The following is a 23,119-nucleotide window of genomic DNA, read 5'->3' as shown; positions in this document are numbered from 1 at the left end:
GGACAAAAACTTGACGTAATCGGCGAATGATTCTAAGTTAGGGCTGTGTACTTAATTTGTCCAGGACAAAATGAAAACCAAAGCCCTGCAATCATCGTTCGTGCAGCGTTCCTTCCTGCTTGCGGCGACCGTCGTTGCAGGCGCTGCGTTGTTCATGTACCTGACTGCGCCGCGCGCCGCTGCGGCGACGGCAGTTGAGGTGCCGGCTACGGCGTCTGTCCAGGACAATTATGCCGTGGATGAGACGCTTGCACTGAAGCTCTTCGTGCATCGCGGGGATTACGCGCCGATGCCGGCACAGGGGCGTTCGTCATGAACATGCGTGACGCCTTTCCGTGGGAGCCGCGGCGGCCGCGGCGCATCGCCGTCGTCGGGGCGGGGATCTCCGGACTCGCCTGCGCGTGGATGCTGGCGCGCGAGCATCAGGTTACGGTCTTCGAAGCCGGCCAATGCGCCGGTGGGCACACGAACACGGTGGACGTGACGGTGGATGGGGTGACCCATCCCGTCGATACCGGCTTCCTGGTCTTCAACCGCCGCACCTACCCGAACCTGATCGCGCTCTTCGGCCTGCTCGGCGTCGAGGCGGTCGAAACCGAGATGTCGTTTTCCGTGAGCCTCGCGCAGCCGGACCTGGAGTGGTCGGGAACCAGCTTGCGCAGCCTCTTCGCCCAGCCGGGCAATGCGGCACGGCCGGGCTTCTGGCGCATGCTGGGCGACATCCTGCGCTTCAACCGCGAAGCGACGCGGCTCGCCCGGGATGGCGACGGGGGCGGGCTTGCGCTGGGCGAGTACCTGGCGGCGAACGCATACAGCCGCGAGTTCCGCGACTGGTACCTGCTGCCGATGGCGGCGGCGATCTGGTCCTGCCCGACGCGCACCATGCTCGACTATCCGCTCCATACCTTCGTGCGCTTCTGCGACAACCACGGCCTGCTGCAGATCGCCGACCGTCCGCGCTGGCTCACGGTGCGGGGCGGCGGGCGCGAGTACGTGCGGAGGATGTGCGCGCAGCTCGACGATCTGCGCCTCGACACGCCGGTGCTGGGGGTATTCCGCGACGCCCACGCGGTGTGGGTGCATACGCCGAAGGGGATCGATCGCTTCGACGAGGTCGTGTTCGCATGCCATAGCGACCAGGCGCTGGCGATTCTGGGGGGCGACGCGTCGAGCGACGAGCGCGCGATCCTCTCGGCGGTACGCTATCAGCGCAATTGCGCGGTGCTGCATACCGACGCCGCCCTGCTGCCGCGCCGGCGTGCGGTGTGGGCGGCGTGGAACTACGCGGCGGCACCGGGCAACGAGAGCGCGGAGCGCGCGGTGGGGGCGGTTTCGGTCAGCTACCTGATCAACCGCCTGCAGCCGCTGCCGTTCGAGACCCCGGTGGTGGTCACGCTCAATCCCCTGCGCGAGCCGGATCCGGCGCGCGTGTTGGCGAGCTTCGACTACGCCCATCCGGTGTTCGACACGGCGGCGATCGCGGCGCAGCGCGCCTTGGGCGGCATCCAGGGCGTGCGTCGCACGTGGTTTGCGGGCGCATGGACCGGCTACGGGTTTCACGAGGATGGCCTGAAGTCGGCCATCCCGGTCGTCGAGGCGCTGGGTGGCAGCGTGCCGTGGCGCGGGGGCGCGCGGGTGGCGGAGGCATGCGGCGCATGAACGCGGTGCATGATCCGCTGATGCCCGCGGCGTGCTTCGGCACGGTGTTTCACGAGCGCCACGCGCCCGTGCGCAACCGTTTCGTGTATCCGCTTGCCTTCCTGCGCCTGCCCCTGTCGCGGCTGGGCGAGCTGGGCGTGCCGCTGCTCGGGATCGAGCGTGCGAACGTGTTCACATTCTTCAGCCGCGACCACGGTCCGCGCGACGGCACACCGCTGCTGCCGTGGCTGCGCGCGCTGCTCGGGCGGCACGGGCTCGACGAGGTTGCCGACGGCGAGGTCGTGCTGCAGACGATGCCGCGCATGCTGGGCCATCTCTTCAATCCCGTGAGTTTCTGGTTCTGTCACGATCGCGCAGGGGCGCTGCGAGTGGTTCTCGCCGAGGTGAACAACACCTTCGGCGAACATCACAACTACCTCGTCCATCACCGCGACCTCGGCCCCATCCTCCCCGGCGACGAGCTGCGCGCGAACAAGGTGTTCCACGTCTCCCCCTTCTTCCCCGTGGCGGGCGAGTACCGCTTCCGCTTCCATGCGGCAGGCGCGGCGCCGAGCGTGGCGATCGACTACTGGGAGGGCGGCGAGCGCCGCCTCAGCACCGCCGTGGGCGGCCGTGCCCGCGCCCTCGATGGCCGCGCGATGTGCGCCTGGCTCCTGCGCTATCCCTTCATGACCCTGGGCGTCGTCGTGCGCATCCACCGGCAGGCGTTGCGCCTGTGGTTGAGACGGGTCCGCTTCTTTCACAAACCGTTGCCCCCGCTGGAGGAAACCACGCGATGAATCCGCTCGAAAACACGCTCGCAAAGCCGGCTGCGTGGTCCCCCGCGCGCGCGCCGCGAGCGACCCGGCTTGCGCTGGAGCTGCTCGAATCGCTGGAGGGCGGGGCGCTCGTGCTCGAACTGCCCGGCGGCGAGACCGTGCGCGCAGGGCATGGCCCGGTCCGCGCGCACTGGCGCGTGCAGGATCACGAGACCTTCGCCGCGACGCTGGCGCGTGGCGACATCGGCCTCGGCGAAACCTATTTCGCGGGACTCTGGGATGCCGACGACCCCACCGCGCTGCTGACGCTGCTGGCGCAGAACCGCGAACGGCTGGGACGCGCGGTGTATGGCCGCCTGCTGCCGCTGGCGGGCTACCGTCTGTGGCACGCGCTGCGCGCCAACACGCGCAGCGGGGCGCGGCGCAACATCGAGGCGCACTACGATCTCGGCAACGACTTCTACGCGCTGTGGCTCGATGACACGATGAGTTATTCCGCCGCGGTGTTTGCCGATGCCGCGGAGCCCCTCGAGGCGGCCCAGCGGCGCAAGTACCGCCGCATCCTCGAGCGCCTCGGCGCGCGACCGGGCCAGACGATCCTCGAGATCGGTTGCGGTTGGGGCGGGTTCGCGGAGATTGCGGCCAAGGAGTTCGGCTGCCTTGTGTTCGGCATTACGCTTTCGCCCGCGCAGCTCGCCCATGCGCGCGCCCGCGCCGAGCGCGAAGGCTTCGCCGACCGCGCGACGTTCGCGTTGTGCGACTACCGCGATGTGCTGGGGGAATACGATCACGTCGTGTCGATCGAGATGATCGAAGCGGTCGGGGAACGCTTCTGGCCGACCTATTTCGCCACGCTCGCGCGTCGCCTGCGGCGCGGCGGCCGCTGCGTCGTGCAGGCGATCACGATCGACGAGGCGCTGTTTCCGCGCTACCGGCGGGGAACGGATTTCATCCAGCGCTACGTCTTCCCCGGCGGAATGCTGCCGACGCCAGCCATCATGCGCCGCCAGGCCGAAGCGGTCGGACTCGTGCCGGTCGGCGATTTCGCCTTCGGTCGCGACTACGCGCGCACCCTGGAGCACTGGCGCGTGCGCTTCGACGCGAGGCATGCCGACATTGCGGCGCAGGGGTTCGACGCGCGCTTCGTGCGCCTGTGGCGCTTCTATCTCGCGTATTGCGAGGCGGGCTTCCTCGCGGGCGACATCGATGTCCATCACTTCGAATTCGCCCATCGCTGAGCGGGCTGGCGTGCGCTCGCTGCTGCGGGCCTGCGCGCTCGCGTGCATGCTGGCAGGCGCCCACGCGAGCGCGGGTGAGCGCGAGGTGTCGACCGACCTGCCGCCCGCCCTGCCGGTCTCCGCGCTCGACGGTGGCTGGGGCGTCGTGGGGCAGGGGACGATGCGCTGGTTCGGCCTTCCGCTCTACGAGGCGAGCCTGTGGACGCGCGGCGCGGAGCCGTGGCGGGCGGAGCGCCCCTTCGCCCTGGAGATCCGCTACGCGCGCTCCATTCGCAGCGAGCGGCTGGTGGCGGCCAGTCTCGACGAGATGGAGCGCCTCGGGTTCGCGGACGCCGCGCGGCGCGAGCACTGGCGCCCGCTGCTGGAACGGGCCTTTCCCTCGGTCGAGGCCGGCGACACGATCGTCGGACTGGCGCAGCCCGACGGCAGGGTGGTCTTCTACCATCGCGGCGCGCCGACCGCCGAATTGCGCGACGCCGCCTTCGCGCGCGCATTCTTCGCGATCTGGCTGGATCCGCGCACGCGTGAGCCGGGCCTGCGTGCGCGCCTGCTGGGGATCGGCGATGAGGGTTGAGCGCGAGCCGGCGCTGGCCTACGGCGTCCTCGGCCTGCCGCTGGCGTTTGCGGCACTGCCGATCTACGTGCACGCGCCCAAGCTCTACGCCGACGGCCTGGGGCTCCCGCTTGCGGCCGTCGGCGCCGTCCTGCTCGGCGTGCGCGTCGTCGATGCGATCACCGATCCGCTCATCGGCTGGGCGAGCGACCGCTTCGTCGCGCGCCGCGCGTGGATCTTCGCGGCCCTGACTCCGCTGGCTGCGGGGTTCCTCGCGCTGTTCGGTCCGCCGGCGGACGCGGGCCTGGCATGGCTGGCGGTGTCGCTGCTGCTCGTCACCTTCGGCTATTCCCTCGCCACCATCAACTACGCCGCGTGGGGGGCAGAGCTCGCGGACACGCCGGACGCGCGCACGCGCCTCGTCGCCAGCCGCGAGGGTTTCGCGCTGGCGGGCGTCGTGCTTGCGGCCGCGCTGCCCTCGCTGCTCGGGAACGATTCCGTCGTTGGCGCGGCGCAGCTCGGTTGGGTATTCCTCGTCGTCCTTGCCCTCGGCGCGGGCCTCACCCTGCATTTCGCGCCGGCCGCGACGAAGACCGCCGGCGGCATCGTGACGCTGCGCTCGGCCCTGCGTGACGCGCTCGCCAGCCGGCCCTTCGTGCGACTGCTCGTGGTGTTCGCGGCCAACGGCATCGCCGCCGCGATTCCCGCCGCGACGGTGCTGTTCTTTGTCTCCGACGTGCTGCAGGCCGAGTCCGCTTCCGGCCTGTTCCTGTCCCTGTATTTCCTCGCCGGGGCTGCGAGCATGCCGTTGTGGGTGCGCTGCGCCGCCGCGATCGGCAAGCTCCGGGCCTGGCTGGTCGGCATGCTGCTGGCGATGGCGGTGTTTGCCTGGGCGGGCACGCTCGGCGCCGGCGACGTGGGCTGCTTCGCGCTGATCTGCGTGCTGTCGGGCGTGGCCCTTGGGGCGGATCTCGCTCTGCCGGCCGCCATGCTCGCGGACCTGCTCGCGCGCGAACGTTCGGCCGGCCCGCGCGCGGGCGCCTGGTTCGGCTGGTGGAACCTCGTCGCCAAGGCGAACCTCGCGCTGGCGGCCGGCCTCGCCTTGCCGCTGCTCGACAGCTTGGGCTATGCGCCCGGCACACGCGATGGCGATGCGTTGGCGACCCTCGCGGGCGTGTATGCGCTGCTGCCAGTGGCCCTGAAGGCGCTCGCCGCGACCCTGCTGTGGCGCTGCCGGCGCGATCTTGTTTCAGAGGAGGAGCGGCGATGCGCCGAATGCTGATGACCCTGGCGATGGCCACGGGGATCGCCGGCTGTGCCGGCATCGACGTGCAGGACTACGCCGCCGAGACCCCGGCGCTCGACCTGCGCAATTATTTCAACGGCACGCTCGACGCCTACGGCATGTTCCAGGACCGCTCGGGCAAGGTCGTGAAGCGCTTCCATGTCGTGATCGAGGCGAGCTGGCGCGGCGAGATCGGCACGCTCGACGAGCGCTTCACCTATTCCGACGGCACGACCCAGCAGCGCGTGTGGACGATCACCCGGCACGACGCGCACCGCTACGCGGGCGTCGCGGCCGATGTCGTCGGCGAGGCGCAGGGCGAGGCGCGCGGCAACGCGCTGCGCTGGCGCTACGTCCTCGCCTTGCCCGTCGGCGAACGGGTGTGGCACGTCGATTTCGACGACTGGATGTTCCTGATGGACGAGCGCGTGATGCTCAACCGCTCGGTGATGAGCAAGTTCGGCGTGCGCCTCGGCGAGGTCACCCTGTCGTTCGTGAAGCGCAATGCCCATCCTTGAGCCGCTCAACCCGCCGATCCGGGACTGGCGCGGCCTGCGCGTCTGGCTGGTCGGTGCGTCGACCGGCATCGGCGCGGCCCTCGCGCGCAATCTTGCCGCACGCGGCGGACGACTCGCGATCTCGGCGCGCGACGAGGAGCGGCTCGTGGCGCTTGCCGCGGACTGCCCCGGCAGCCTCGCGCTGCCGATGGACGTCACGCGCGGCGTGGTGGAGTTCGCGCGCGTGCGCGACGAAATGCTCGCCGCGTGGGGCGGCATCGATGTGGTGATCCTCAACGCCGGCACCTACCGGCCGATGCGCGCGTGGGAGCTCGAGCCGGAGGCGGTGCGCGCGACCCTGGACGTCAATCTGCTCGGCGTCATCGACGGTGCGACCAGTGTCGTGCCGACCCTGCTCGCGCAGCAGCGCGGCGCCCTCGCGATCGTCGGCAGCGTCGCCGCCTACCGCGGACTGCCGCAGGCGGCGGCCTACGGACCGTCAAAGGCCGCGCTCGTCAACTTCGCCGAGTCCCTGTATCTCGACCTCGCGCCGCGCGGCGTCGCCGTCCACCTTGTCAGCCCCGGCTTCGTCGCCACCCGCCTCACGGCGCAGAACCGCTTCGCGATGCCGGCCCTGATGCAGCCCGAGGACGCGGCGGCGGAAATCGTCGCCGGATTCGCGCGCGGCGACTTCGAAACCCACTTCCCGCGTCGCTTCACGTGGCCGATGAAGCTGCTGCGAGCCCTGCCCTACCGGCTGTACTTCGCCCTGGTGCGGCGGGTGATCGGGCGATGACGCACGCAGCCGCGGAAAGCCTCGCCGATTTTTACGCGACGCTGACGCCGCGGTCGCTCGCGCGCCTCGCCGACTTCTATGCGCCCGACGCGCGCTTCGTCGATCCCTTCAACGACGTCACCGGCGTGGATGCGATCGAACGCATCTTCCGCCACATGTTCGCGACCGTCGACGACCCGCGCTTCGAGGTGACGAGCTGTCTCGCGCGCGACCAGGAGGCCATGCTTGCGTGGACCTTTCGCTTCGGCTCGGGGCAAGCACAGTGCGAGATCCGCGGCGTCACGCAGCTGTGTTTCGATGGCGCCGGGCGGGTCGTCGAGCACATCGATCACTGGGATCCCGCGCGTCAGCTCTACGAACGGATCCCGTTCGTCGGAGCCATCCTCCGTGCATTGCGTCGCCGCCTCTCCGCGCCCTGAAGAGCGTGCAGATATCACATATTGCGGTGCAATATATTGATAAATCTCAAAATCCGTGTTGCGGGTGGTATTTTTACTATGGCATGATCCATTCGGGTTCGCTGAAATACGGCTCTCACGAGCTTGCGCATTCGATGGGGGTTGGGACATGAGTCTTGCCGGTCGTCATGCAGTCGCCGTATCCCTGATGCTCGCGTCGCCAGCCCTCCTGGCCCAAAGCCGCTACAACCTCCAGTCCCCTGCCACCGGCATCGCCGCGCAGATCTACGACATGCACACGCTCATGTTGCTGATCTGCCTGTTCATCTTCGTCATCGTCTTCGGCGTGATGTTCTGGGCGGTGATCCACCACCGCAAGTCCAAGGGCGCGGTCGCCGCGCACTTCCACGAGAACACCGCGGTCGAAATCGCCTGGACCGTGATCCCCGTCCTCATCCTGCTCGGCATGGCCTGGCCGGCGACCAAGACCGTGCTGGAGATGAAGGACACGCGCGACCCCGACATCACCATCAAGGCCACCGGCTACCAGTGGAAGTGGGGCTACGATTACCTGCAGGGCGAAGGGCAGGGCATCCGCTTCGTCTCCAACCTGTCGACGCCGCGCGAACAGGTGGACGGCCGCGCAGCCAAGGGCGAACACTACCTCGTCGAGGTGGATCACCCGGTCGTCGTCCCCGTAGGCAAGAAGGTGCGCATTCTCACGACTGCGGCCGACGTGATCCATTCGTGGTGGCTGCCGGCCTTCGGCGTCAAGCAGGACGCCATCCCCGGCTTCATTCGCGACAGCTGGTTCCGCGCCGACAAGGAGGGCGTCTACCGCGGCAACTGCGCCGAGCTGTGCGGCAAGGACCATGGTTTCATGCCCATCGAGGTGCATGTCGTGTCGCCGCAGGCCTACAGCAAGTGGGTCGCCGACCAGCAGGCCGCGATAGCCGCCGCCGCGAGTGCGGGCGCGCGCGAGTGGGCGCTCTCCGAGCTTCTCGAACACGGCGCCAAGGTCTTCGCCACGAACTGCGTCGCCTGCCACCAGGCCGACGGCAAAGGCCTGCCGCCGGCCTTCCCGCCGCTGGACGGTTCGAAGGTCGTGCTCGGCGAGGCCGCCGGGCAGATCGCGGTCGTCCTCAACGGGCGCCCCGGCACGCCGATGGCGGCCTTCGGCACGCTGCTTTCCGACGCCGACATCGCGGCGGTCATCACTTACACGCGCAATTCCTGGAGCAACAAGACCGGCGAAGCCATTCAGCCCTCGCAGATCGCGGCGGCGCGAGGCAAGTGACAGCAGCCGGATAGCCGAAGCAGTCCGAAGGTCCGATTCGTCAAGGAGGCAGCATGGCGGCAGTCATGTCCGATCACGCGCACGGCGACCATCACGGCCCCACCGGCCTGATGCGCTGGATCACGACGACCAACCACAAGGACATCGGCACGATGTACCTGATCTTCAGCTTCATCATGTTCCTCTCCGGGGGCGTGCTGGCGCTGACGATCCGGGCCGAATTGTTCCAGCCAGGGCTGCAGGTCGTGCAGCCGGAGTTCTTCAACCAACTCACGACCATGCACGGCCTCGTGATGGTGTTCGGCGCCATCATGCCGGCCTTCGTCGGCTTCGCGAACTGGCAGATCCCGCTGATGATCGGCGCCAGCGACATGGCCTTCGCGCGCATGAACAACTGGAGTTTCTGGCTGCTGCCGCCGGCCGCGATCCTGCTCATCGGCTCCTTCTTCGTCCCCGGCGGTGCCACCGCGGCGGGCTGGACGCTCTACGCGCCGCTGTCGGTGCAGATGGGAATGGGCATGGATATGGCGATCTTCGCCCTCCACATCATGGGGCTCAGCTCCATCATGGGCGCGATCAACATCGTCGTCACCGTCCTCAACATGCGTGCGCCGGGCATGACGCTGATGAAGATGCCGCTCTTCTGCTGGACCTGGCTCATCACCGCCTACCTGCTCATCGCGGTGATGCCGGTGCTTGCCGGGGCCGTGACGATGGTCCTCACCGACCGCCACTTCGGTACCAGCTTCTTCAGCGCCGCGGGCGGCGGTGACCCGGTCATGTATCAGCACATCTTCTGGTTTTTCGGCCACCCGGAGGTCTACATCATGATCCTCCCGGCCTTCGGCATCATCAGCCAGATCATCCCCACCTTCGCGAGGAAGCCGCTCTTCGGCTACGCCTCGATGGTATACGCCACCGCCTCGATCGCCATCCTCTCCTTCAGCGTGTGGGCCCACCACATGTTCACCACCGGCATGCCCGCCGTCGGTCAGCTCTTCTTCATGTACGCGACCATGCTCATCGCCGTGCCCACCGGCGTGAAGGTGTTCAACTGGGTCGCGACGATGTGGCGCGGCTCGATGAGCTTCGAGACGCCGATGCTCTTCGCCGTCGGCTTCATCTTCGTGTTCACCATGGGCGGCTTCACCGGCCTCATCTGCGCCATCGCCCCGATCGACATCCAGGTGCAGGACACCTACTACGTCGTCGCCCACTTCCACTATGTGCTCGTCGCCGGCAGCCTCTTCGCGCTTTTCGCCGGCGCCTACTACTGGCTGCCGAAGTGGACCGGCCACATGCCCGACGAGCGCATCGGCAAGCTGCACTTCTGGTGCTCCATAGTCTTCTTCAACGTCACCTTCTTCCCCATGCACTTCCTCGGGCTCGCCGGCATGCCGCGCCGCATCCCCGACTACGCGCTGCAGTTCGCCGACTTCAACATGCTGGCCTCGATCGGCGCCTTCGGCTTCGGCCTCTCCCAGCTCATCTTCCTTTTCGCCGTCGTGAAATGCGTGCGCGGCGGCGAAAAGGCCGCGGCTCGCGCCTGGGAGGGTGCCGAAGGGCTCGAGTGGACGGTCCCGTCGCCCGCGCCGCACCACACCTTCGAAGAAGCGCCGGTGGTGAAATGAGCAGGCGGTCAGCTTTCCCCGCTGCGAGCGCCGGATGGGGTATCCGCGGCGCAGGCGAGGACTGTCTGAGCCCGCAGGGCGAGTTCCGCAGCCTGCAGAGCGGATACCTCGTCCGGTGCGGATCGAAGGCCAGGACGCCGTGACCCGCAGCGAAGACCCCGTCCGCCGCGCCGCGAACCGACGTACCGCCCTCGTCCTGGCGGCCGTCGCGCTCGCGTTCTTCGTCGCCGCACTGTTCAAGTTCAAGGGGCTCACGCCATGAGCGCAGCAACCCGCATCGCCGCGGAAAACCGCCGCCTGCTCGTGCGCCTCGCCGTCGCCGCCGTCGTCATGTTCGGCTTCGGCTTCCTGCTCGTGCCCTTCTACGAAAAAATCTGCGAAGTCACCGGCATCAACAACCTGCTCAAGCCCGACTCCGTCGCCAACACCCAGATCGACCTCACGCGCACCGTCACGGTTCAGTTCGACGCCAACACCCACGACCTGCCGTGGCAGTTCCGCCCCCTGCAGACCCAGATCAGCATCCACCCCGGCGAACTGGCCACCGTCGCCTACGAAGTCTCCAACACCCGCAGCGAGCCGGTCACCGGTCAGGCCGTCCCCAGCTACGGCCCGCAGCTCGCCGGCCAGTACTTCCGCAAGCTCGAATGCTTCTGCTTCGCCAAGCAGACGCTTGCCGCCGGCGAAAAACGCACCATGCCCGTCGCCTTCGTCGTCGACCCCGGCCTGCCCGCTGACGTCAAGGTCATCACCCTCTCCTACACCTTCTTCGAGATCGCCGGGCGCCGCATCGCCGGTGATGGCGCGGGAGACCGTTCGTGATCGCCATGCAAAACCAAGACTCGCGCCAACCACCACCCGGCGATCCCGCCACCCCGCCACGCGCAGGCTTCCTCGAGACGCTGCGTGCCGTGTTGTGGTCATTCATCGGCATCCGGCGCCGCCGCGACTACGAACACGACGCCCGCTCGCTCGATCCGCGCGCGGTCGTCGTCGCCGGCCTGCTCGCCGGACTCGCCTTCGTGCTCACCATCGTTGCCGTCGTGCGCCTGGTGGTCGGTTCATAAGGTTTGGGAGAGGAAGGAGTACGCACATGACGCAGACCTTCGAGAAGTACTTCGTCCCCGAGCCGTCGAGGTACCCCATCTTCGGCTCGGTCGCGCTGCTCCTCTTCACCGGCGGCGCCACGATGTGGCTCAACGGCATCAAGGCCGGGCCGTGGATCTTCTTCCTCGGCATCGCCGTGCTCGTCTTCATGCTGTTCGGCTGGTTCGGCCAGGTCGTGCGCGAATCCGAAGGCGGCAAATACGGCCGCAAGGTCGATCGCTCCTTCCGCTGGTCGATGGGCTGGTTCATCTTCTCCGAAGTCATGTTCTTCGCAGCCTTCTTCGGCGCGCTGTTCTACGCCCGCGTCCTCTCCGTCCCCTGGCTCTCCTCCGGTGATACCCTGGAACTGCTGTGGCAGGGCTTCACCGGCGGCTGGCCCACCGCAGGGCCCGACAAGCCCGACCCCTTCACGCCGATGACCGCCTGGGGCATCCCCGCGATCAACACCCTGATCCTGCTCAGCTCCGGCGCGACTCTCACCTGGGCGCACCACGGCCTGCGCCACGACCGGCGCGGCCAGCTCAAGCTCGGCCTGCTCGTCACCATCCTGCTCGGCGTCCTCTTCCTCAGCTTGCAGATCTACGAGTACCGCCACGCCTACGCCGAACTCAACCTGCGCCTCGATACCGGCATCTACGGCTCCACCTTCTACCTTCTGACCGGCTTCCACGGCATGCACGTCACCGTCGGCGCCATCATGCTCACCGTGATGCTCGGCCGCGCGATCGCCGGTCACTTCAAGCCGGACGACCACTTCGGCTTCGAGGCCGCCGCCTGGTACTGGCACTTCGTCGACGTCGTGTGGCTGCTCCTCTTCCTCGTCGTCTACCTGTTGTGAGCCATCTGCCCGCATGAGCCTGCGCCGCAACACCCGTCTCCATCCCGTGCCGCTCCTCGTGGGCATCGCGCTCGCGCTGCTCACGCTGCAACTGGGCAACTGGCAGATGCGCCGCGCCGCGGAGAAGGCCGAACTGCAGGCCGAATACCGTGCCGCCGCCGAGCGTCCCGCCCGGCCCATCGACTCAACCCCGCCGTCCGAGTGGCTCCTCGTCGAACTCCGTGGCGAATGGCTCCCCGGGCGCAGCATCCTGATCGACAACCGCGTGCATCAGGGGCGTGCGGGCTACCACGTGTTCACCCCGCTGCAGCTCAAAGGGCAGGGGACCGTCGTGCTGGTCAACCGCGGCTGGATCGGGGCGGGTGGAGATCGCTCGCAGCTGCCTCCGAGGATCGCCAATCCACCCGGCGAAACCGTCGTCACCGGCCGCGTGCGCCATCCCGTGGAAAAACCCTTCATGCTCGCCGCAGACTCGCCTTCGGGCATGGTGCGGCAGTCGCTGGACCTCGCGCGCTACCGCGCTGATACCCGTCTCGCCGTGGCGGACTTCTACGTGCAGCAGACCAGCCACGCCGACGACGGCCTGATCCGCGACTGGCCCGAGCCCGACGCGGGCATCGACCGCCACCGCGGTTACGCCCTGCAGTGGTATGCACTCGCCGTCCTCGCCACGGGTTTGACCCTGTGGTACCTGTGGAACGCATTCCGGAGGTCTCGCCATGACGAGCGCCAGCCTGTCTGAGCTCCCGCCGGCAGCCGCCCGCACGCGCTCTGGGCGCCGCACGCTGCTGCTGCTCGCGTTCGTCTGCGCGCTTCCCGTCCTGGCGTCCTATTTTGCCTACTACGTGTGGCAGCCAGACGGCCGCAGCAACTACGGTGAGCTGCTTGTGCCGACGCCCCTCCCCGGAGCCCCTCTCGCTGGCGACGCAGGCCAGCCAGAGTTCAACCCTTCCGAGTTCGCGGGCCGTTGGACCTTGCTGCTTGCGGCGCCCGGCACCTGTGAGCGGTCTTGCACCGAAGCGCTCTACCTGATGCGTCAGGTGCGTCTCGCGCAGGGCGAGGCAATGGACCGCGTTGGCCGCCTGTGGCTGGTGTCCGACGCGGCCACGCCGGCGTCTGCCACGCTCGCCTCGCACGAGGGGCTGCGCGTGGCCCGCGCCGCGCCGGCCTGGCTCGCGCAATTGCCTGGCGCCGAACACGGGCGCCACGTCTATCTGGTCGATCCGCGCGGGCAGGTCATGATGCGCTTCCCCGAGAACGCCGACCCGCGCCGCGTGATCAAGGATCTGCAGCGTCTGCTCAAGTACTCTGCGCTCGGACGCGGTGAAGTCGCGCCTTCCGCGGGGATGCGCGAGGAACGGACCGGGCAATGACCGCCTACCGCCGCCTGATACTCCTCGCTCTCGCGCTCACGACCCTCGTCGTCGTCTTCGGCGCCTACGTCCGCCTCTCCGATGCCGGCCTCGGCTGCCCCGACTGGCCGGGCTGCTACGGGCAACTCAGCCCGCACCACGCCGCCGACGAGATCCTCGAAACCCACGCCGTCGATCCGCACGGCCCGGTCAGCCTTCCCAAGGCGTGGAAGGAAATGATCCACCGTTACCTCGCCGCCAGCCTCGGCCTGCTGATCCTCGCCATCGCCTTCCTCGCCTGGCGCCGCCGCGGCGCCCCCGGCGTCGCTCCGGGACTTGCCGCGGCCCTGGTCGGCGTGGTGATCTTTCAGGGGCTGCTCGGCAAATGGACCGTCACGCTGCTCCTCAAACCTGCCATTGTCACTGCCCACCTCATCGGCGGACTCACGACGCTCGCGTTGCTCGCCTGGCTGGCCCTGCATGCCCATGCACCGGCGCGCACCGAAAGCCCGCGCCGCTACCTTGCCCTCGCGCGTACCGCGTTCATCCTGCTCGCGCTGCAGATCGCGCTGGGCGGCTGGACGAGCACGAACTACGCGGCACTCGCCTGCACGGACTTTCCTTCCTGCCAGGGCAGCCTGTGGCCGCCGGCGGATTACGCGAACGCCTTCCACGTCCTGCGCGAGCTCGGCATGACCGCCGACGGCGACGCGCTTCCGCTCGCCGCGCTCACCGCAATCCACTGGTCGCATCGAGTCGGTGCCGCGCTTGCCGGTACTGCGCTGCTCGCGCTTGGCGCCGCCCTGCTGCGGCGCGCGGGGACGCGCCGTTTCGGTGCCGCGCTGCTGGTCGCGCTGGCTGTGCAGCTCGCCCTCGGGGTCGCCAACGTCCTGCTCAGTCTGCCGCTGCCGCTCGCCGTCGCCCACAACGCCGGAGCGGCGGCGCTGGTCATCGTGATGGTCTGGATCAATCATGGCCTGCGCGGGGCCTGTCTCCCCGCACCGGTCGCGCAGAGGAGGGCAGGCCATGCGGGCCGCGAAAACTCTTACGCCTGAGGTGCATGCCGCATCAGCGCGTGTGCACGCCTTCTACGTGCTGACGAAACCGCGCGTGAATTCCCTGATCGTGTTCTGTGCGATCATCGGCATGTTTCTCGCCGTTCCGGACGGCCTGCCCGCGCCCGCGATCGTGCTCGCCGCCACCGTCGGCATCGCCTGCGTCGCCGGCGCTGCGGCCGCGATGAACTGCCTCATCGAAGCCCACATCGACGCGCGCATGAGCCGCACCCGCGGGCGCCCCCTGCCGCGCGGCGAACTCACCCCGCGCGAAACCCTCGCCTTCGCCGCCGTCCTGGGCGGCAGCGGCCTCCTGATCCTGCACCAGCTCGTCAATCCGCTGACCATGTGGCTCACGCTCGCCACCTTTGTCGGCTACGCGGTCGTCTACACCATCTTCCTCAAGCCGCACACGCCGCAGAACATCGTCATCGGCGGCGCCTCCGGCGCCATGCCCCCGGTGCTCGGCTGGGCCGCCGTCACCGGCGAGGTCAGCGCCGACGCGCTGCTCCTCTTCCTCATCATCTTCGCGTGGACCCCGCCGCACTTCTGGTCCCTCGCGCTCTACCGCAGCGCCGACTACGCGCGCGCAGGACTACCCATGCTGCCGGTCACCCATGGTTCCGAGTTCACGCGCCTGTCGGTGCTGCTGTATACATGCATCCTCTTCGGCGTCACGCTGCTGCCGTTCGCAACCCGCATGAGCGGCGTCGCCTACCTCGTTGCAGCGGTCCTGCTCGGCGGCTGCTTCCTCGGCCGCGCATGGCGCCTGTACGCGGACTACAGCGACACCCGCGCGCGACGCACCTTCCGCTTCTCCATTCTCTATCTTTTCTTGCTCTTCGCGGCTTTGCTGGCGGATCATTACCTGCGTTACTGACCTTCGCCATGTCCCGGTCCCAGGAAAGATGCTCCGCACTCTGATTGTCGCCGCAACACTCGCTGTCGCAACGCTCGCCGCCTGTTCCAACCCGTCAGCCACCATTGCCTTCCGCGCCACCGATATCACCGGTGCCGACTACGGCAAGGGCCTCGCGCTCTCCGACCACACCGGGGCTCCGCGCACGCTGGCCGATTTCCGCGGCAAGGTCGTCACCCTATTCTTCGGCTATACCCAATGCCCGGACGTGTGCCCGACGAATCTCTCCACCATGGCCGAGGTCATGCGCCAGCTCGGCCCGGACGCCGAGCGCGTGCAGGTCCTGTTCGTCACCGTCGATCCTGAACGCGACACGCAGCAACTCCTCGCTCAGTACATCCCGGTGTTCGATCCGCGCTTCATCGCCTTGCGCGGCGATCCCGCACAAACCGCAGCGGTCGCCAAGGAGTTCAAGGTGTTCTACCAGAAGAGCGGTGATACTTCGGGCGCCAACTACACCGTCGACCACTCCACGGGAACCTATGTCTTCGATCCGACCGGCCGCGTCCGTCTCTACGTGAAGCACGGCGAGACCGCCGACAACATCGCGGCGGATGTGCGCACGCTGCTGGCCGGGAAATGAAAACGGCAGCCAGTGGCTGCCGTTCGCACGTCGCTTGAGAGTCGCTCAGGCTCAGGCGGTGAGCAGCCCGCGCATCTTCTGCATCGCCTTCGCCTCGATCTGGCGAATGCGCTCGGCCGAAACCCCGTACTCCGCCGCGAGCTCATGTAGCGTGGCACTGTCGCCTTCCGTCAGCCAGCGCCGCTGGACGATGGTGCGGCTGCGCTCGTCGAGGCTTGCGAGTGCTTCGTGCAGCCCGACGTCGTGCAGGCGGGCGAGCTCGGCGCGCTCCAGCACCTCCGACGGCTCCGCATGCGGGTCCGGCAGATAGGCGATCGGTGCAAAACGATCGTCATCGTCGTCGCTATCCCCCTCGAGCGGGATGTCACGCCCGGTCAGGCGCGTCTCCATCTCGACGACTTCCTCCGGCTTCACGCCCAGCTGCGCCGCCACCGCGTGGATTTCGTCGCCGCTCAGGGTCGTCGAATCCTGTTTGAGGCTGCGCAGGTTGAAGAACAGCTTGCGCTGCGCCTTCGTCGTCGCGATCTTCACCAGCCGCCAGTTCTTCAGCACGTATTCGTGGATCTCGGCCTTGATCCAGTGGATCGCGAACGACACCAGGCGCACGCCGCGCGCCGGGTCGAAACGCTTTACCGCTTTCATCAGGCCGATGTTGCCTTCCTGGATCAGGTCCGCATGCGGCAGCCCATACCCCAGGTAGCCGCGCGCAATTGCGACCACCAGGCGCAGGTGTGACATGACCAGTCGCCGCGCCGCTTCCACATCGCCCTCGTCGCGCAGGCGCGTCGCCAATTCCACTTCCTCGCGTTCCGAAAGCATGGGAATGCGATTCACCGATTGGATGTACTGATCGATGCTGCCGACTGCGGACGGTACGGGGAAGGACAGGGCCTGGCTCATGTACGGGAATCCTCCATTCGCGTGATATTAGCACTCAATGCCTCCGAGTGCTAAGGGTGCGAAAGAGTTCCCCAAATGTTGCGCGTACTATGCCGTTCACCTGAAAAAGCTGCCTTGCCCTATCCGCACCGGATTGCCTTCCCGCCTAAACCGGCTCGGGGCGGGCTCTCTCGCCGGCCCGTGTTCACGTACCGACAAGTACAGGCGGCTGCGCGATTCCCCTCTTGTTGCACCCATGCAACAACTTTTATCTATTTGCCGTGTTCCGAGCGAACGCATCTTGCACCGCTGCCGGCCCGTTGCGCACAATCGTGGCAACTTCTCGCTTGAGAGGTAAGTCGGGCCGGGGTCACGACCGCGGCTTCAGCTTCAATTAGAGGAGAAATACATGCAAAAGAAACTGATCGCTCTGGCTATCGCCGGCCTGGCGTCCGCTCCGGTTTTCGCGCAGACCAACGTCACCATCTACGGTGTCGCCGACGCTGCCATCGGCGCTGGCCACTCGGATGACAACGATTTCCGCGGCGTGGTCGGCGGCGTTCTGTCGGGTAACCGTATCGGCTTCCGCGGCACGGAAGACCTGGGCAACGGCCTGAAGGCTGTCTTCACCCTGGAGCAGGGCTTCAGCATCGACAACGGCACCGAGCACATCAACGGCCTGGCCTTCTCGCGTCAAGCTTTCGTCGGCCTGCAGGGCTCGTTCGGCACCGTCAGCCTCGGCCGTCAGTACGCGCCGGGCTACTTCGCCAACTACGACGCCGCGCTCTCCGACCTGATCTCGCCGCAGTCGACCCTGACCAGCGGTGCTGGCCTGTCGATCACCCCGAACAGCGCCGCTCGTTGGGACAACTCGATCGCCTACACCGGCACCTTCGGTGGCCTGACCGCGCGTGCGATCTACTCGGCTCAAACCGAGACCGAAGTCGCTCTGGGCGAGAACCAGAACAACGACGACCGTTGGGGTGCGAGCCTCGACTACGCGAACGGCCCGTTCAAGGCCGGCGTGACCTATCACTTCGTGAAGGAAACGGGCGCGAACAACGACGCACGTAAGGAACTGTACGTCGGTGCCGAGTACAACTTCGGCGTGCTGACCGTGGCCGGTTCGTGGCAGAACGCTCGTGACTTCACCAACGCCGCTGGCATCCTCGCTGGCGAGTCGGATCGTGACCTGCGCGTGTGGCAACTCGGCGTGATCGTTCCTGTGACCGCCGCCGGCAAGGTGCATGTTGCCTACGGCAAGCTGCAGGACCGCGATCTGAACGACGCCGACGCGAAGAACTGGGCGATCGCCTACACGCACGCCCTGTCGAAGCGCACGACCGCGTATGCTGCGTACAACAAGACGCAGAACGACGACAACGTCGCTATCGGCGCGCTCAATGGCACGCTGGTTCCGGCTGCTGGCGAGAACGCCGGCATGGCCGTGGTCGGTATGCGTCACACCTTCTAATCGTCTCTCGGGACGGTTCGAAGAGCCTGCGGGGCGCCTTGGCGCACTGCAGGCCAGAAACGACAAAGCCTCCAGAAATGGAGGCTTTGTCGTTTCTGGCGGCAGGAAATCACATTGCCTCGGGTTCCGTTGGACTGGGGCGCAAGTGGCGCGGCTAAAGCGCGGCCCGTCGAGCCTTCCGCCACGCCTCCCGGGCCGTGTTGCACGCATGCGACAGTGCCGCGACGATTCCATGAGCTTCTTCTTCCCGCCCTTGTCGGTCCACCTATAATCGCCGGGCGCTTCTGTAGCGACCTCGCATCCCCATACGGGATGCGCGTGGGAGGGCTGCAGAAAGCCGACAATTAATCCATTACAAGTGGGGAGTCGAATCAATGCAGAACGTCAAGACGCTGGCCATCGCGCTGGCCGCCATCGGAGTTGCCGGCGCTGCCCAGGCGCAGTCCAATGTGACCATCTACGGTCGCGTGAATACCTCGGTGGAGCAGACCAAGGTCCAGGGCGAGGATAGTGCCACGCAAGTCGTCAACAATGCCTCGCGTTTCGGTTTTCGTGGTACCGAAGACCTGGGTAACGGCCTGTCGGCCCTGTTCCAGATCGAGACCGGCTTCGCCTCCGATACCGGTGCGGGCGACTTCGCCAGTCGCGACAGCTTCGTCGGCCTGAAGGGTAATTTGGGCACGGTCAAGCTCGGCTTCATCACCAGCCCGCTGTACTACGCGACGCACGACTACCTCGGGATGCACAACCACGACACCGGCTTCTCGTCGGACGCATTCCTGTGGGTGCCGGCGTATGACCCGGAGAAGTTCTTCGTTCGCAATTCGGTTACCTACGCCAGCCCGACCTTCGGCGGCGGCTTCACCTTCGAAGCCCAGTATGCGGCGCTCAACGAGCAGGTCGCTGACATTGGCGGGAACGATGCAAATGCCCGCAACGATAATCCCTCGCACTACTCGGCCACGCTGAGCTACGACAACGGCCCGCTGCACGTCGGCTTCGGCTACGCCCAGACGAACCGTTTTTACAATTTCGACGACGGCAAGAGCAAGGACAGCGCGTTGGTGTTGGCCGGCGTGTATGACTTCAAGACGGTGGTCGTCGGCCTGCTCGCCGAGCACAACAAGTCCGACAATGGCGGGCTGCAGGCGATCACGGGCCTGACCGGCGATCACGACCGCAATCATTATCGTGTCGCGGTGATGATGCCGGTGGGGGCCAGCGAGTTCCACGTGAACTACGGCGTCGCGCAGGATTGGAGCAGCACGGACGACACCGGTGCCCGGCAGCTGACACTGGCTTACAACTACAACCTGTCGAAGCGTACCAAGGTCTATGCACAATGGACCAAGATCGACAACGACAAGCAGAAGGAGTCGATCGGCAACGGTGGTGCCTATGACGGCGGCGGTGCGTACAGCTTCCTGGGCTCGGGCCTGGGGCTGGACAACACCTCCTTCGGTGTCGGCCTGCGACACAACTTCTGATCGTTGCTTTCCGGCATGATGAAACGGGCGCCTCGGCGCCCGTTTTTGTTTCAGGCTGATCCGCGGAAGGAGTCGGCGGGTCGGTTCAGGCCCTCAGCCCGCGTATGGGCGGTGCAGCGAATCGAGGACGGTGCGCTGTTCCGACGGCGACAGGAATAGCTGATACAGGTTCCGGCTGTGCGTTCGAGCACTGCCGCCGTAGCGCAGGGCTTGCTGCTCGGCGTGTGAAAGCGGCAAGTGCATGAGGACGGCGGGGGCGCCGACGCGGGGGCAGGTGAGATGCGGGCCCGCAACACGGTAGCCCAGCGTGCGGCGGTAGTAGGAGGTGTGTCGCGGGTGAACCTCGATGTAGCTGTCGGTCATGCCGTGCACGAGGCGGGCAATGATGAAGCCGAGGTGGAAGATCGCCGCCATCGTCTCGGGTGTGCTGTGCTCGGGGTCCATGGCGAGTCGCGTCACTTCGCACACCTGTCCGCCTCGGCTTCGCGTCGAGTCGATCTCCGTGCGATACAACGTGTCCGCTAGGAGGCCCTTGCCGAGGTCCATGCCCACCGTCAGGGTTCCGAACGGTCGATCGCCCTTGCACGCCACCAGCGTGGTCTGGATCGGTTGTCCCGCGGAGTCGTGTCCTTGGTAAGGCGTCAGTCCGCGCCACGAGTACATCCGGTGAATCAGGCGGTCGACGTCTGCGCGGAGCGGGCCGTGCGGTGGAACGATTCTCAGATGGTAGCCGTTGCGCCGCAAGGCGAAATCGTGGTGGAGAATTTCTCCACGGAAGGCGCGGCGAGTGTGCGTTGCCCCGCTCGGGCTGCGCACGCTCTGCTGGCGCGCTTCATGAATGCTGGCGGCACTGTTCATCGTTTCCGTGCTGGTCCTGATAAGTCAATACTCGTGGGGAAACTATCCGTTCCCGGGTGTGAAAACTTTAACGGCGAGACTGTTTAAGTGCTGTAAGCGGTTGTGTAATTGTTCCTGTTGGGACGTGCCCGAAGTCACCTAGCATGTGCAAAGGCTCGCTATGCTTGTTCGACGCCGATGAACGTGGGAGGTATTCAGACATGAATTTCGGTGCATCGAAGTTGGGGGCCCGGATCGGCAACCTGTGCGCGCTGTCGCTGGTCGTCGGGGTGCTGGCCGGTTGTGCAACATCCGCCCATCCGCCCGCTCCGGCCGGCGCGGCGGAAGCCGAATACAACTACGTGATCGGGCCGGGCGACTCGGTGAATATCGTGGTGTGGCGGAACGCCGAGCTTTCGATGTCCGTTCCGGTGCGGCCCGACGGGAAAATCACGACTCCGCTGGTCGAGGATCTGCCCGCGCTGGGCAAGGATGCATCGACCTTGGCGCGCGATATCGAGAAGGCCCTGTCGAAGTTCATCCGCGAGCCGGTGGTCACCGTGATCGTGACGTCCTTCGTCGGGCCGTACAGCGAACAGATCCGCATCGTGGGCGAGGCTGCCAACCCGCAGACGCTGCCCTATCAGCAGAAGATGACCCTGCTCGACGTGATGATCAAGGTCGGTGGCATCACCGAGTTTGCGGACGGCAACGCGGCGACGATCCTGCGCACGGCGGAGGGGAACAAGCAGTACAGCGTGCGCCTGAAGGACCTGGTGAAGCGGGGTGACGTGTCGGCCAATGTGGAGATGCGTCCGGGAGACGTCCTGATCATCCCGCAAAGCTGGTTCTGATCCGTTGCCGACTTCCCAGGTAACCGCGTGACTCCGGTCGCGGGAACTTACAGGTAGATCCATGGAAGAGCTTCTGACCCGGTTGTACGGCTACCTGCGTGGAATGTGGCGCTTCCGCTGGTGGGGGCTGGTCGTGACATGGGTGGTGGGCGTCGTCGCCGGATTCGTCGTCTATTCGATTCCCGACCGCTTCGAGTCTTCTGCCCGTATCTTCGTCGATACGCAGTCGGTCCTGCGGCCGCTGATGTCCGGTTTGGCCGTGCAGCCGAACGTCGATCAGCAGGTAGCAATCCTGAGTCGTACGTTGATCACGCGTCCGAATGTCGAGAAGCTGATCTCGATGGCCGATCTCGATATCACGACACGTACGCCAGCCGACCGCGAGTCGCTGATCACGTCCTTGATGAGTGATCTGGAGATTAGGAGTACGGGGAGGGACAACCTCTTTACGCTGGCCTATCGCGATCAGGTGCCCGAACGCGCACACCGGGTGGTCCAGGCGCTGGTGTCCCTCTTTGTCGAGTCGGGGCTCGTCGGAAAGCAGCAGGACTCTAGTTCGGCCCGTCGCTTCATCGATGAGCAGATCGCAAATTATGAGGTGAAGCTGACCGAGGCCGAGAATCGCCTGAAGGAGTTCCGTTTGCGCAACATGGCTCTGCTCGGCGATGGGGGAAAGGATTACGTTTCGCAGATCGCGGAGTTGATGAATCGCTTGAACGACGCCCAACTGGAGCTGCGGGAGGCGGAGAACTCGCGCAGTTCGCTCGAGCGTCAACTCGCGGTGGAGGACCCGATGCTGCGGACGGATCCGCCGGATCCGTCGATGGTTTCGGTCCCGGAGGTGGATGCGCGGCTCGCGGTGCTGAGGAAGAATTTGGACGAGATGATGCTCCGTTACACCAACGAGCATCCGGACGTGATGGGGGTGAAGCGCGTCATCGCGCAACTCGAAGCCGAAAAGCAGCAGGAAATCGAATCGATGCGCAAGGCCGGGGGCGGGCAGGGCGCGGCGCCCGGCGCCAATCCGGTCTTCCAGCAAATGAAGATGGCGCTTTCCGAAGCGGACGCGAAGGTGGCGTCACTTCGTGCCCGTCTCGCGGAGTTGAGTTCGCGGTTGGCGCAGTTGCGTTCGCAGCAGGAGCTGTTGCCGAAGATCGAGGCGGAGCAGACCCAGCTGAACCGGGACTATAACGTCCATCGGCAGAACTACGAGTCGCTCGTGCAGCGCCGCGAGTCGGCCGCGATGTCGGTCGAGATGAGCGCCCAGGGAGGGATTACCGAGTTCCGCGTGATCGATCCGCCCACCGTGCCGCGTACGCCGGCTGCGCCGAACCGGCTTCTGCTGATGCCGCTCGCCGGTATTCTGGCCCTGGCGGCAGGCATCGCCGTCACTTTTCTGATCGCGCAGTTCCGGCCTGCGTTCGTCGAGCCCCGTGGTCTGCGTGAAGTAACCGGTCTTCCCGTGCTGGGGGTGATTTCGCTCTTGCCCGATCCAGCCAGGGAAAAGACAGAACGGCGCCGGTTGATGATGTTCGGCGGAGGTGTTGCGAGTTTCGCGGTTGCAGTGGGGGCGATGACGGTGCTGCTCAAGTGGCTGCAGACGTGAGCCGCACCCGGGAGGT

26 protein-coding genes are annotated in these 23,119 nt (G+C 66.6%); 24 read left to right on the top strand and 2 right to left on the bottom strand.

What is annotated here, in order from left to right; genetic code table 11:
- The first annotated feature begins 70 nt into the window (after positions 1-70).
- The 20 genes from ToN1_RS07940 (at position 71) to ToN1_RS07845 (ending at position 15,966) form a co-directional block, all read left to right on the top strand.
- Complete coding sequence (locus ToN1_RS07940) at positions 71-316, top strand: hypothetical protein (protein WP_169204856.1); 246 nt, start codon at positions 71-73, stop codon at positions 314-316.
- Complete coding sequence (locus tag ToN1_RS07935) at positions 313-1,659, top strand: NAD(P)/FAD-dependent oxidoreductase (RefSeq protein ID WP_169204855.1); 1,347 nt, start codon at positions 313-315, stop codon at positions 1,657-1,659. The genes ToN1_RS07940 and ToN1_RS07935 overlap by 4 nt, the downstream gene beginning before the upstream one ends.
- Positions 1,656-2,438 (top strand): DUF1365 domain-containing protein, encoded by a 783-nt coding sequence (locus ToN1_RS07930; RefSeq protein WP_210148059.1) that lies wholly within the window; start codon positions 1,656-1,658, stop codon positions 2,436-2,438. The genes ToN1_RS07935 and ToN1_RS07930 overlap by 4 nt, the downstream gene beginning before the upstream one ends.
- On the top strand, positions 2,435-3,655 hold the full coding sequence (locus ToN1_RS07925) for an SAM-dependent methyltransferase (protein WP_169204854.1): 1,221 nt from the start codon (positions 2,435-2,437) through the stop codon (positions 3,653-3,655). The genes ToN1_RS07930 and ToN1_RS07925 overlap by 4 nt, the downstream gene beginning before the upstream one ends.
- On the top strand, positions 3,624-4,229 hold the full coding sequence (locus tag ToN1_RS07920; RefSeq protein WP_169204853.1) for a chalcone isomerase family protein: 606 nt from the start codon (positions 3,624-3,626) through the stop codon (positions 4,227-4,229). The genes ToN1_RS07925 and ToN1_RS07920 overlap by 32 nt, the downstream gene beginning before the upstream one ends.
- Positions 4,219-5,490 carry an MFS transporter gene (locus ToN1_RS07915; protein WP_169204852.1) on the top strand — a complete coding sequence of 424 codons (1,272 nt, stop codon included), beginning with the start codon at positions 4,219-4,221 and terminating at the stop codon, positions 5,488-5,490. The genes ToN1_RS07920 and ToN1_RS07915 overlap by 11 nt, the downstream gene beginning before the upstream one ends.
- The gene (locus ToN1_RS07910) at positions 5,490-6,011 is read left to right on the top strand and encodes a DUF3833 domain-containing protein (RefSeq protein ID WP_425305834.1); all 522 of its coding nucleotides are present in this window, start codon (positions 5,490-5,492) and stop codon (positions 6,009-6,011) included. Before ToN1_RS07915 ends, ToN1_RS07910 begins: the two co-directional genes overlap by 1 nt.
- The gene (locus ToN1_RS07905) at positions 5,998-6,786 is read left to right on the top strand and encodes an SDR family NAD(P)-dependent oxidoreductase (RefSeq protein WP_169204850.1); all 789 of its coding nucleotides are present in this window, start codon (positions 5,998-6,000) and stop codon (positions 6,784-6,786) included. The genes ToN1_RS07910 and ToN1_RS07905 overlap by 14 nt, the downstream gene beginning before the upstream one ends.
- Positions 6,783-7,205 (top strand): nuclear transport factor 2 family protein, encoded by a 423-nt coding sequence (locus tag ToN1_RS07900; RefSeq protein WP_169204849.1) that lies wholly within the window; start codon positions 6,783-6,785, stop codon positions 7,203-7,205. The genes ToN1_RS07905 and ToN1_RS07900 overlap by 4 nt, the downstream gene beginning before the upstream one ends.
- Before the next feature lie 148 nt (positions 7,206-7,353).
- A complete protein-coding gene (gene coxB, locus ToN1_RS07895; protein ID WP_210148058.1) occupies positions 7,354-8,481 on the top strand; it encodes a cytochrome c oxidase subunit II in 1,128 nt (375 codons plus the stop codon).
- Between the two features lie 53 nt (positions 8,482-8,534).
- Positions 8,535-10,112, top strand: coding sequence for a cytochrome c oxidase subunit I (gene ctaD, locus ToN1_RS07890; protein ID WP_169204848.1), 1,578 nt, complete (start codon positions 8,535-8,537; stop codon positions 10,110-10,112).
- Positions 10,113-10,251: 139 nt separating this feature from the next.
- The gene (locus ToN1_RS07885) at positions 10,252-10,374 is read left to right on the top strand and encodes a cytochrome oxidase small assembly protein (protein WP_210148057.1); all 123 of its coding nucleotides are present in this window, start codon (positions 10,252-10,254) and stop codon (positions 10,372-10,374) included.
- The gene (locus ToN1_RS07880) at positions 10,371-10,934 is read left to right on the top strand and encodes a cytochrome c oxidase assembly protein (RefSeq protein ID WP_169204847.1); all 564 of its coding nucleotides are present in this window, start codon (positions 10,371-10,373) and stop codon (positions 10,932-10,934) included. The genes ToN1_RS07885 and ToN1_RS07880 overlap by 4 nt, the downstream gene beginning before the upstream one ends.
- Positions 10,935-10,939: 5 nt before the next feature.
- Positions 10,940-11,179, top strand: coding sequence for a DUF2970 domain-containing protein (locus ToN1_RS07875; protein ID WP_169204953.1), 240 nt, complete (start codon positions 10,940-10,942; stop codon positions 11,177-11,179).
- A gap of 26 nt (positions 11,180-11,205) precedes the next feature.
- Positions 11,206-12,057 (top strand): cytochrome c oxidase subunit 3, encoded by an 852-nt coding sequence (locus ToN1_RS07870; RefSeq protein WP_169204846.1) that lies wholly within the window; start codon positions 11,206-11,208, stop codon positions 12,055-12,057.
- Between the two features lie 13 nt (positions 12,058-12,070).
- Positions 12,071-12,799, top strand: a complete 729-nt coding sequence (locus ToN1_RS07865) for an SURF1 family protein (RefSeq protein WP_169204845.1) — start codon at positions 12,071-12,073, stop codon at positions 12,797-12,799.
- Entirely contained in the window at positions 12,777-13,430 is a 654-nt protein-coding gene (locus ToN1_RS07860; RefSeq protein WP_169204844.1) for an SCO family protein, read from the top strand. The genes ToN1_RS07865 and ToN1_RS07860 overlap by 23 nt, the downstream gene beginning before the upstream one ends.
- The gene (locus ToN1_RS07855) at positions 13,427-14,464 is read left to right on the top strand and encodes a COX15/CtaA family protein (RefSeq protein ID WP_169204843.1); all 1,038 of its coding nucleotides are present in this window, start codon (positions 13,427-13,429) and stop codon (positions 14,462-14,464) included. Before ToN1_RS07860 ends, ToN1_RS07855 begins: the two co-directional genes overlap by 4 nt.
- On the top strand, positions 14,436-15,344 hold the full coding sequence (gene cyoE, locus ToN1_RS07850; protein ID WP_210148056.1) for a heme o synthase: 909 nt from the start codon (positions 14,436-14,438) through the stop codon (positions 15,342-15,344). Before ToN1_RS07855 ends, cyoE begins: the two co-directional genes overlap by 29 nt.
- A 28-nt stretch (positions 15,345-15,372) precedes the next feature.
- The gene (locus tag ToN1_RS07845) at positions 15,373-15,966 is read left to right on the top strand and encodes an SCO family protein (RefSeq protein WP_169204842.1); all 594 of its coding nucleotides are present in this window, start codon (positions 15,373-15,375) and stop codon (positions 15,964-15,966) included.
- Positions 15,967-16,017: 51 nt separating this feature from the next.
- Here the strand turns inward: ToN1_RS07845 and rpoH are convergent, their stop codons facing one another.
- Entirely contained in the window at positions 16,018-16,866 is an 849-nt protein-coding gene (gene rpoH, locus ToN1_RS07840; protein ID WP_169204841.1) for an RNA polymerase sigma factor RpoH, read from the bottom strand.
- Between the two features lie 388 nt (positions 16,867-17,254).
- Between rpoH and ToN1_RS07835 the strand changes: the two genes are divergently transcribed.
- Both ToN1_RS07835 and ToN1_RS07830 read left to right on the top strand, forming a co-directional pair.
- Positions 17,255-18,319, top strand: coding sequence for a porin (locus ToN1_RS07835; protein ID WP_210148055.1), 1,065 nt, complete (start codon positions 17,255-17,257; stop codon positions 18,317-18,319).
- 374 nt (positions 18,320-18,693) lie between these two features.
- The gene (locus ToN1_RS07830) at positions 18,694-19,806 is read left to right on the top strand and encodes a porin (protein ID WP_169204839.1); all 1,113 of its coding nucleotides are present in this window, start codon (positions 18,694-18,696) and stop codon (positions 19,804-19,806) included.
- Between the two features lie 93 nt (positions 19,807-19,899).
- Here ToN1_RS07830 and ToN1_RS07825 read toward each other — a convergent pair whose 3' ends face one another.
- A complete protein-coding gene (locus tag ToN1_RS07825; RefSeq protein ID WP_169204838.1) occupies positions 19,900-20,664 on the bottom strand; it encodes an N-acyl amino acid synthase FeeM domain-containing protein in 765 nt (254 codons plus the stop codon).
- A 200-nt stretch (positions 20,665-20,864) separates the two neighbouring features.
- Here ToN1_RS07825 and ToN1_RS07820 point away from each other — a divergent pair, with 200 nt between their 5' ends.
- Both ToN1_RS07820 and ToN1_RS07815 read left to right on the top strand, forming a co-directional pair.
- Entirely contained in the window at positions 20,865-21,497 is a 633-nt protein-coding gene (locus ToN1_RS07820; protein ID WP_169204837.1) for an XrtA/PEP-CTERM system exopolysaccharide export protein, read from the top strand.
- A 61-nt stretch (positions 21,498-21,558) separates the two neighbouring features.
- Positions 21,559-23,103 (top strand): XrtA system polysaccharide chain length determinant, encoded by a 1,545-nt coding sequence (locus tag ToN1_RS07815; protein WP_169204836.1) that lies wholly within the window; start codon positions 21,559-21,561, stop codon positions 23,101-23,103.
- The last annotated feature ends 16 nt before the right edge of the window (positions 23,104-23,119 follow it).

It is taken from the genome of Aromatoleum petrolei, assembly GCF_017894385.1.
Lineage (GTDB): Bacteria > Pseudomonadota > Gammaproteobacteria > Burkholderiales > Rhodocyclaceae > Aromatoleum > Aromatoleum petrolei.
Note: the sequence above shows the minus strand (reverse complement) of the source record. Positions and strands in the feature narration are given on the sequence as shown.

What these genes read in the sequence shown, in the direction of transcription:
- ctaD (WP_169204848.1), top strand. Translation starts at nt 8,535, where the DNA reads ATGGCGGCAGTCATGTCCGATCACGCGCACGGCGACCATCACGGCCCC.
- ToN1_RS07920 (WP_169204853.1), top strand. Translation starts at nt 3,624, where the DNA reads ATGTCCATCACTTCGAATTCGCCCATCGCTGAGCGGGCTGGCGTGCGC.
- ToN1_RS07930 (WP_210148059.1), top strand. Translation starts at nt 1,656, where the DNA reads ATGAACGCGGTGCATGATCCGCTGATGCCCGCGGCGTGCTTCGGCACG.
- ToN1_RS07870 (WP_169204846.1), top strand. Translation starts at nt 11,206, where the DNA reads ATGACGCAGACCTTCGAGAAGTACTTCGTCCCCGAGCCGTCGAGGTAC.
- ToN1_RS07855 (WP_169204843.1), top strand. Translation starts at nt 13,427, where the DNA reads ATGACCGCCTACCGCCGCCTGATACTCCTCGCTCTCGCGCTCACGACC.
- ToN1_RS07915 (WP_169204852.1), top strand. Translation starts at nt 4,219, where the DNA reads ATGAGGGTTGAGCGCGAGCCGGCGCTGGCCTACGGCGTCCTCGGCCTG.
- coxB (WP_210148058.1), top strand. Translation starts at nt 7,354, where the DNA reads ATGAGTCTTGCCGGTCGTCATGCAGTCGCCGTATCCCTGATGCTCGCG.
- rpoH (WP_169204841.1), bottom strand. Translation starts at nt 16,866, where the DNA reads ATGAGCCAGGCCCTGTCCTTCCCCGTACCGTCCGCAGTCGGCAGCATC.
- ToN1_RS07830 (WP_169204839.1), top strand. Translation starts at nt 18,694, where the DNA reads ATGCAGAACGTCAAGACGCTGGCCATCGCGCTGGCCGCCATCGGAGTT.
- ToN1_RS07825 (WP_169204838.1), bottom strand. Translation starts at nt 20,664, where the DNA reads ATGAACAGTGCCGCCAGCATTCATGAAGCGCGCCAGCAGAGCGTGCGC.
- ToN1_RS07815 (WP_169204836.1), top strand. Translation starts at nt 21,559, where the DNA reads ATGGAAGAGCTTCTGACCCGGTTGTACGGCTACCTGCGTGGAATGTGG.
- ToN1_RS07845 (WP_169204842.1), top strand. Translation starts at nt 15,373, where the DNA reads ATGCTCCGCACTCTGATTGTCGCCGCAACACTCGCTGTCGCAACGCTC.
- ToN1_RS07860 (WP_169204844.1), top strand. Translation starts at nt 12,777, where the DNA reads ATGACGAGCGCCAGCCTGTCTGAGCTCCCGCCGGCAGCCGCCCGCACG.
- ToN1_RS07865 (WP_169204845.1), top strand. Translation starts at nt 12,071, where the DNA reads ATGAGCCTGCGCCGCAACACCCGTCTCCATCCCGTGCCGCTCCTCGTG.
- ToN1_RS07910 (WP_425305834.1), top strand. Translation starts at nt 5,490, where the DNA reads ATGACCCTGGCGATGGCCACGGGGATCGCCGGCTGTGCCGGCATCGAC.
- ToN1_RS07935 (WP_169204855.1), top strand. Translation starts at nt 313, where the DNA reads ATGAACATGCGTGACGCCTTTCCGTGGGAGCCGCGGCGGCCGCGGCGC.
- cyoE (WP_210148056.1), top strand. Translation starts at nt 14,436, where the DNA reads ATGCGGGCCGCGAAAACTCTTACGCCTGAGGTGCATGCCGCATCAGCG.
- ToN1_RS07940 (WP_169204856.1), top strand. Translation starts at nt 71, where the DNA reads ATGAAAACCAAAGCCCTGCAATCATCGTTCGTGCAGCGTTCCTTCCTG.
- ToN1_RS07820 (WP_169204837.1), top strand. Translation starts at nt 20,865, where the DNA reads ATGAATTTCGGTGCATCGAAGTTGGGGGCCCGGATCGGCAACCTGTGC.
- ToN1_RS07925 (WP_169204854.1), top strand. Translation starts at nt 2,435, where the DNA reads ATGAATCCGCTCGAAAACACGCTCGCAAAGCCGGCTGCGTGGTCCCCC.
- ToN1_RS07880 (WP_169204847.1), top strand. Translation starts at nt 10,371, where the DNA reads ATGAGCGCAGCAACCCGCATCGCCGCGGAAAACCGCCGCCTGCTCGTG.
- ToN1_RS07905 (WP_169204850.1), top strand. Translation starts at nt 5,998, where the DNA reads ATGCCCATCCTTGAGCCGCTCAACCCGCCGATCCGGGACTGGCGCGGC.
- ToN1_RS07835 (WP_210148055.1), top strand. Translation starts at nt 17,255, where the DNA reads ATGCAAAAGAAACTGATCGCTCTGGCTATCGCCGGCCTGGCGTCCGCT.
- ToN1_RS07875 (WP_169204953.1), top strand. Translation starts at nt 10,940, where the DNA reads ATGCAAAACCAAGACTCGCGCCAACCACCACCCGGCGATCCCGCCACC.
- ToN1_RS07900 (WP_169204849.1), top strand. Translation starts at nt 6,783, where the DNA reads ATGACGCACGCAGCCGCGGAAAGCCTCGCCGATTTTTACGCGACGCTG.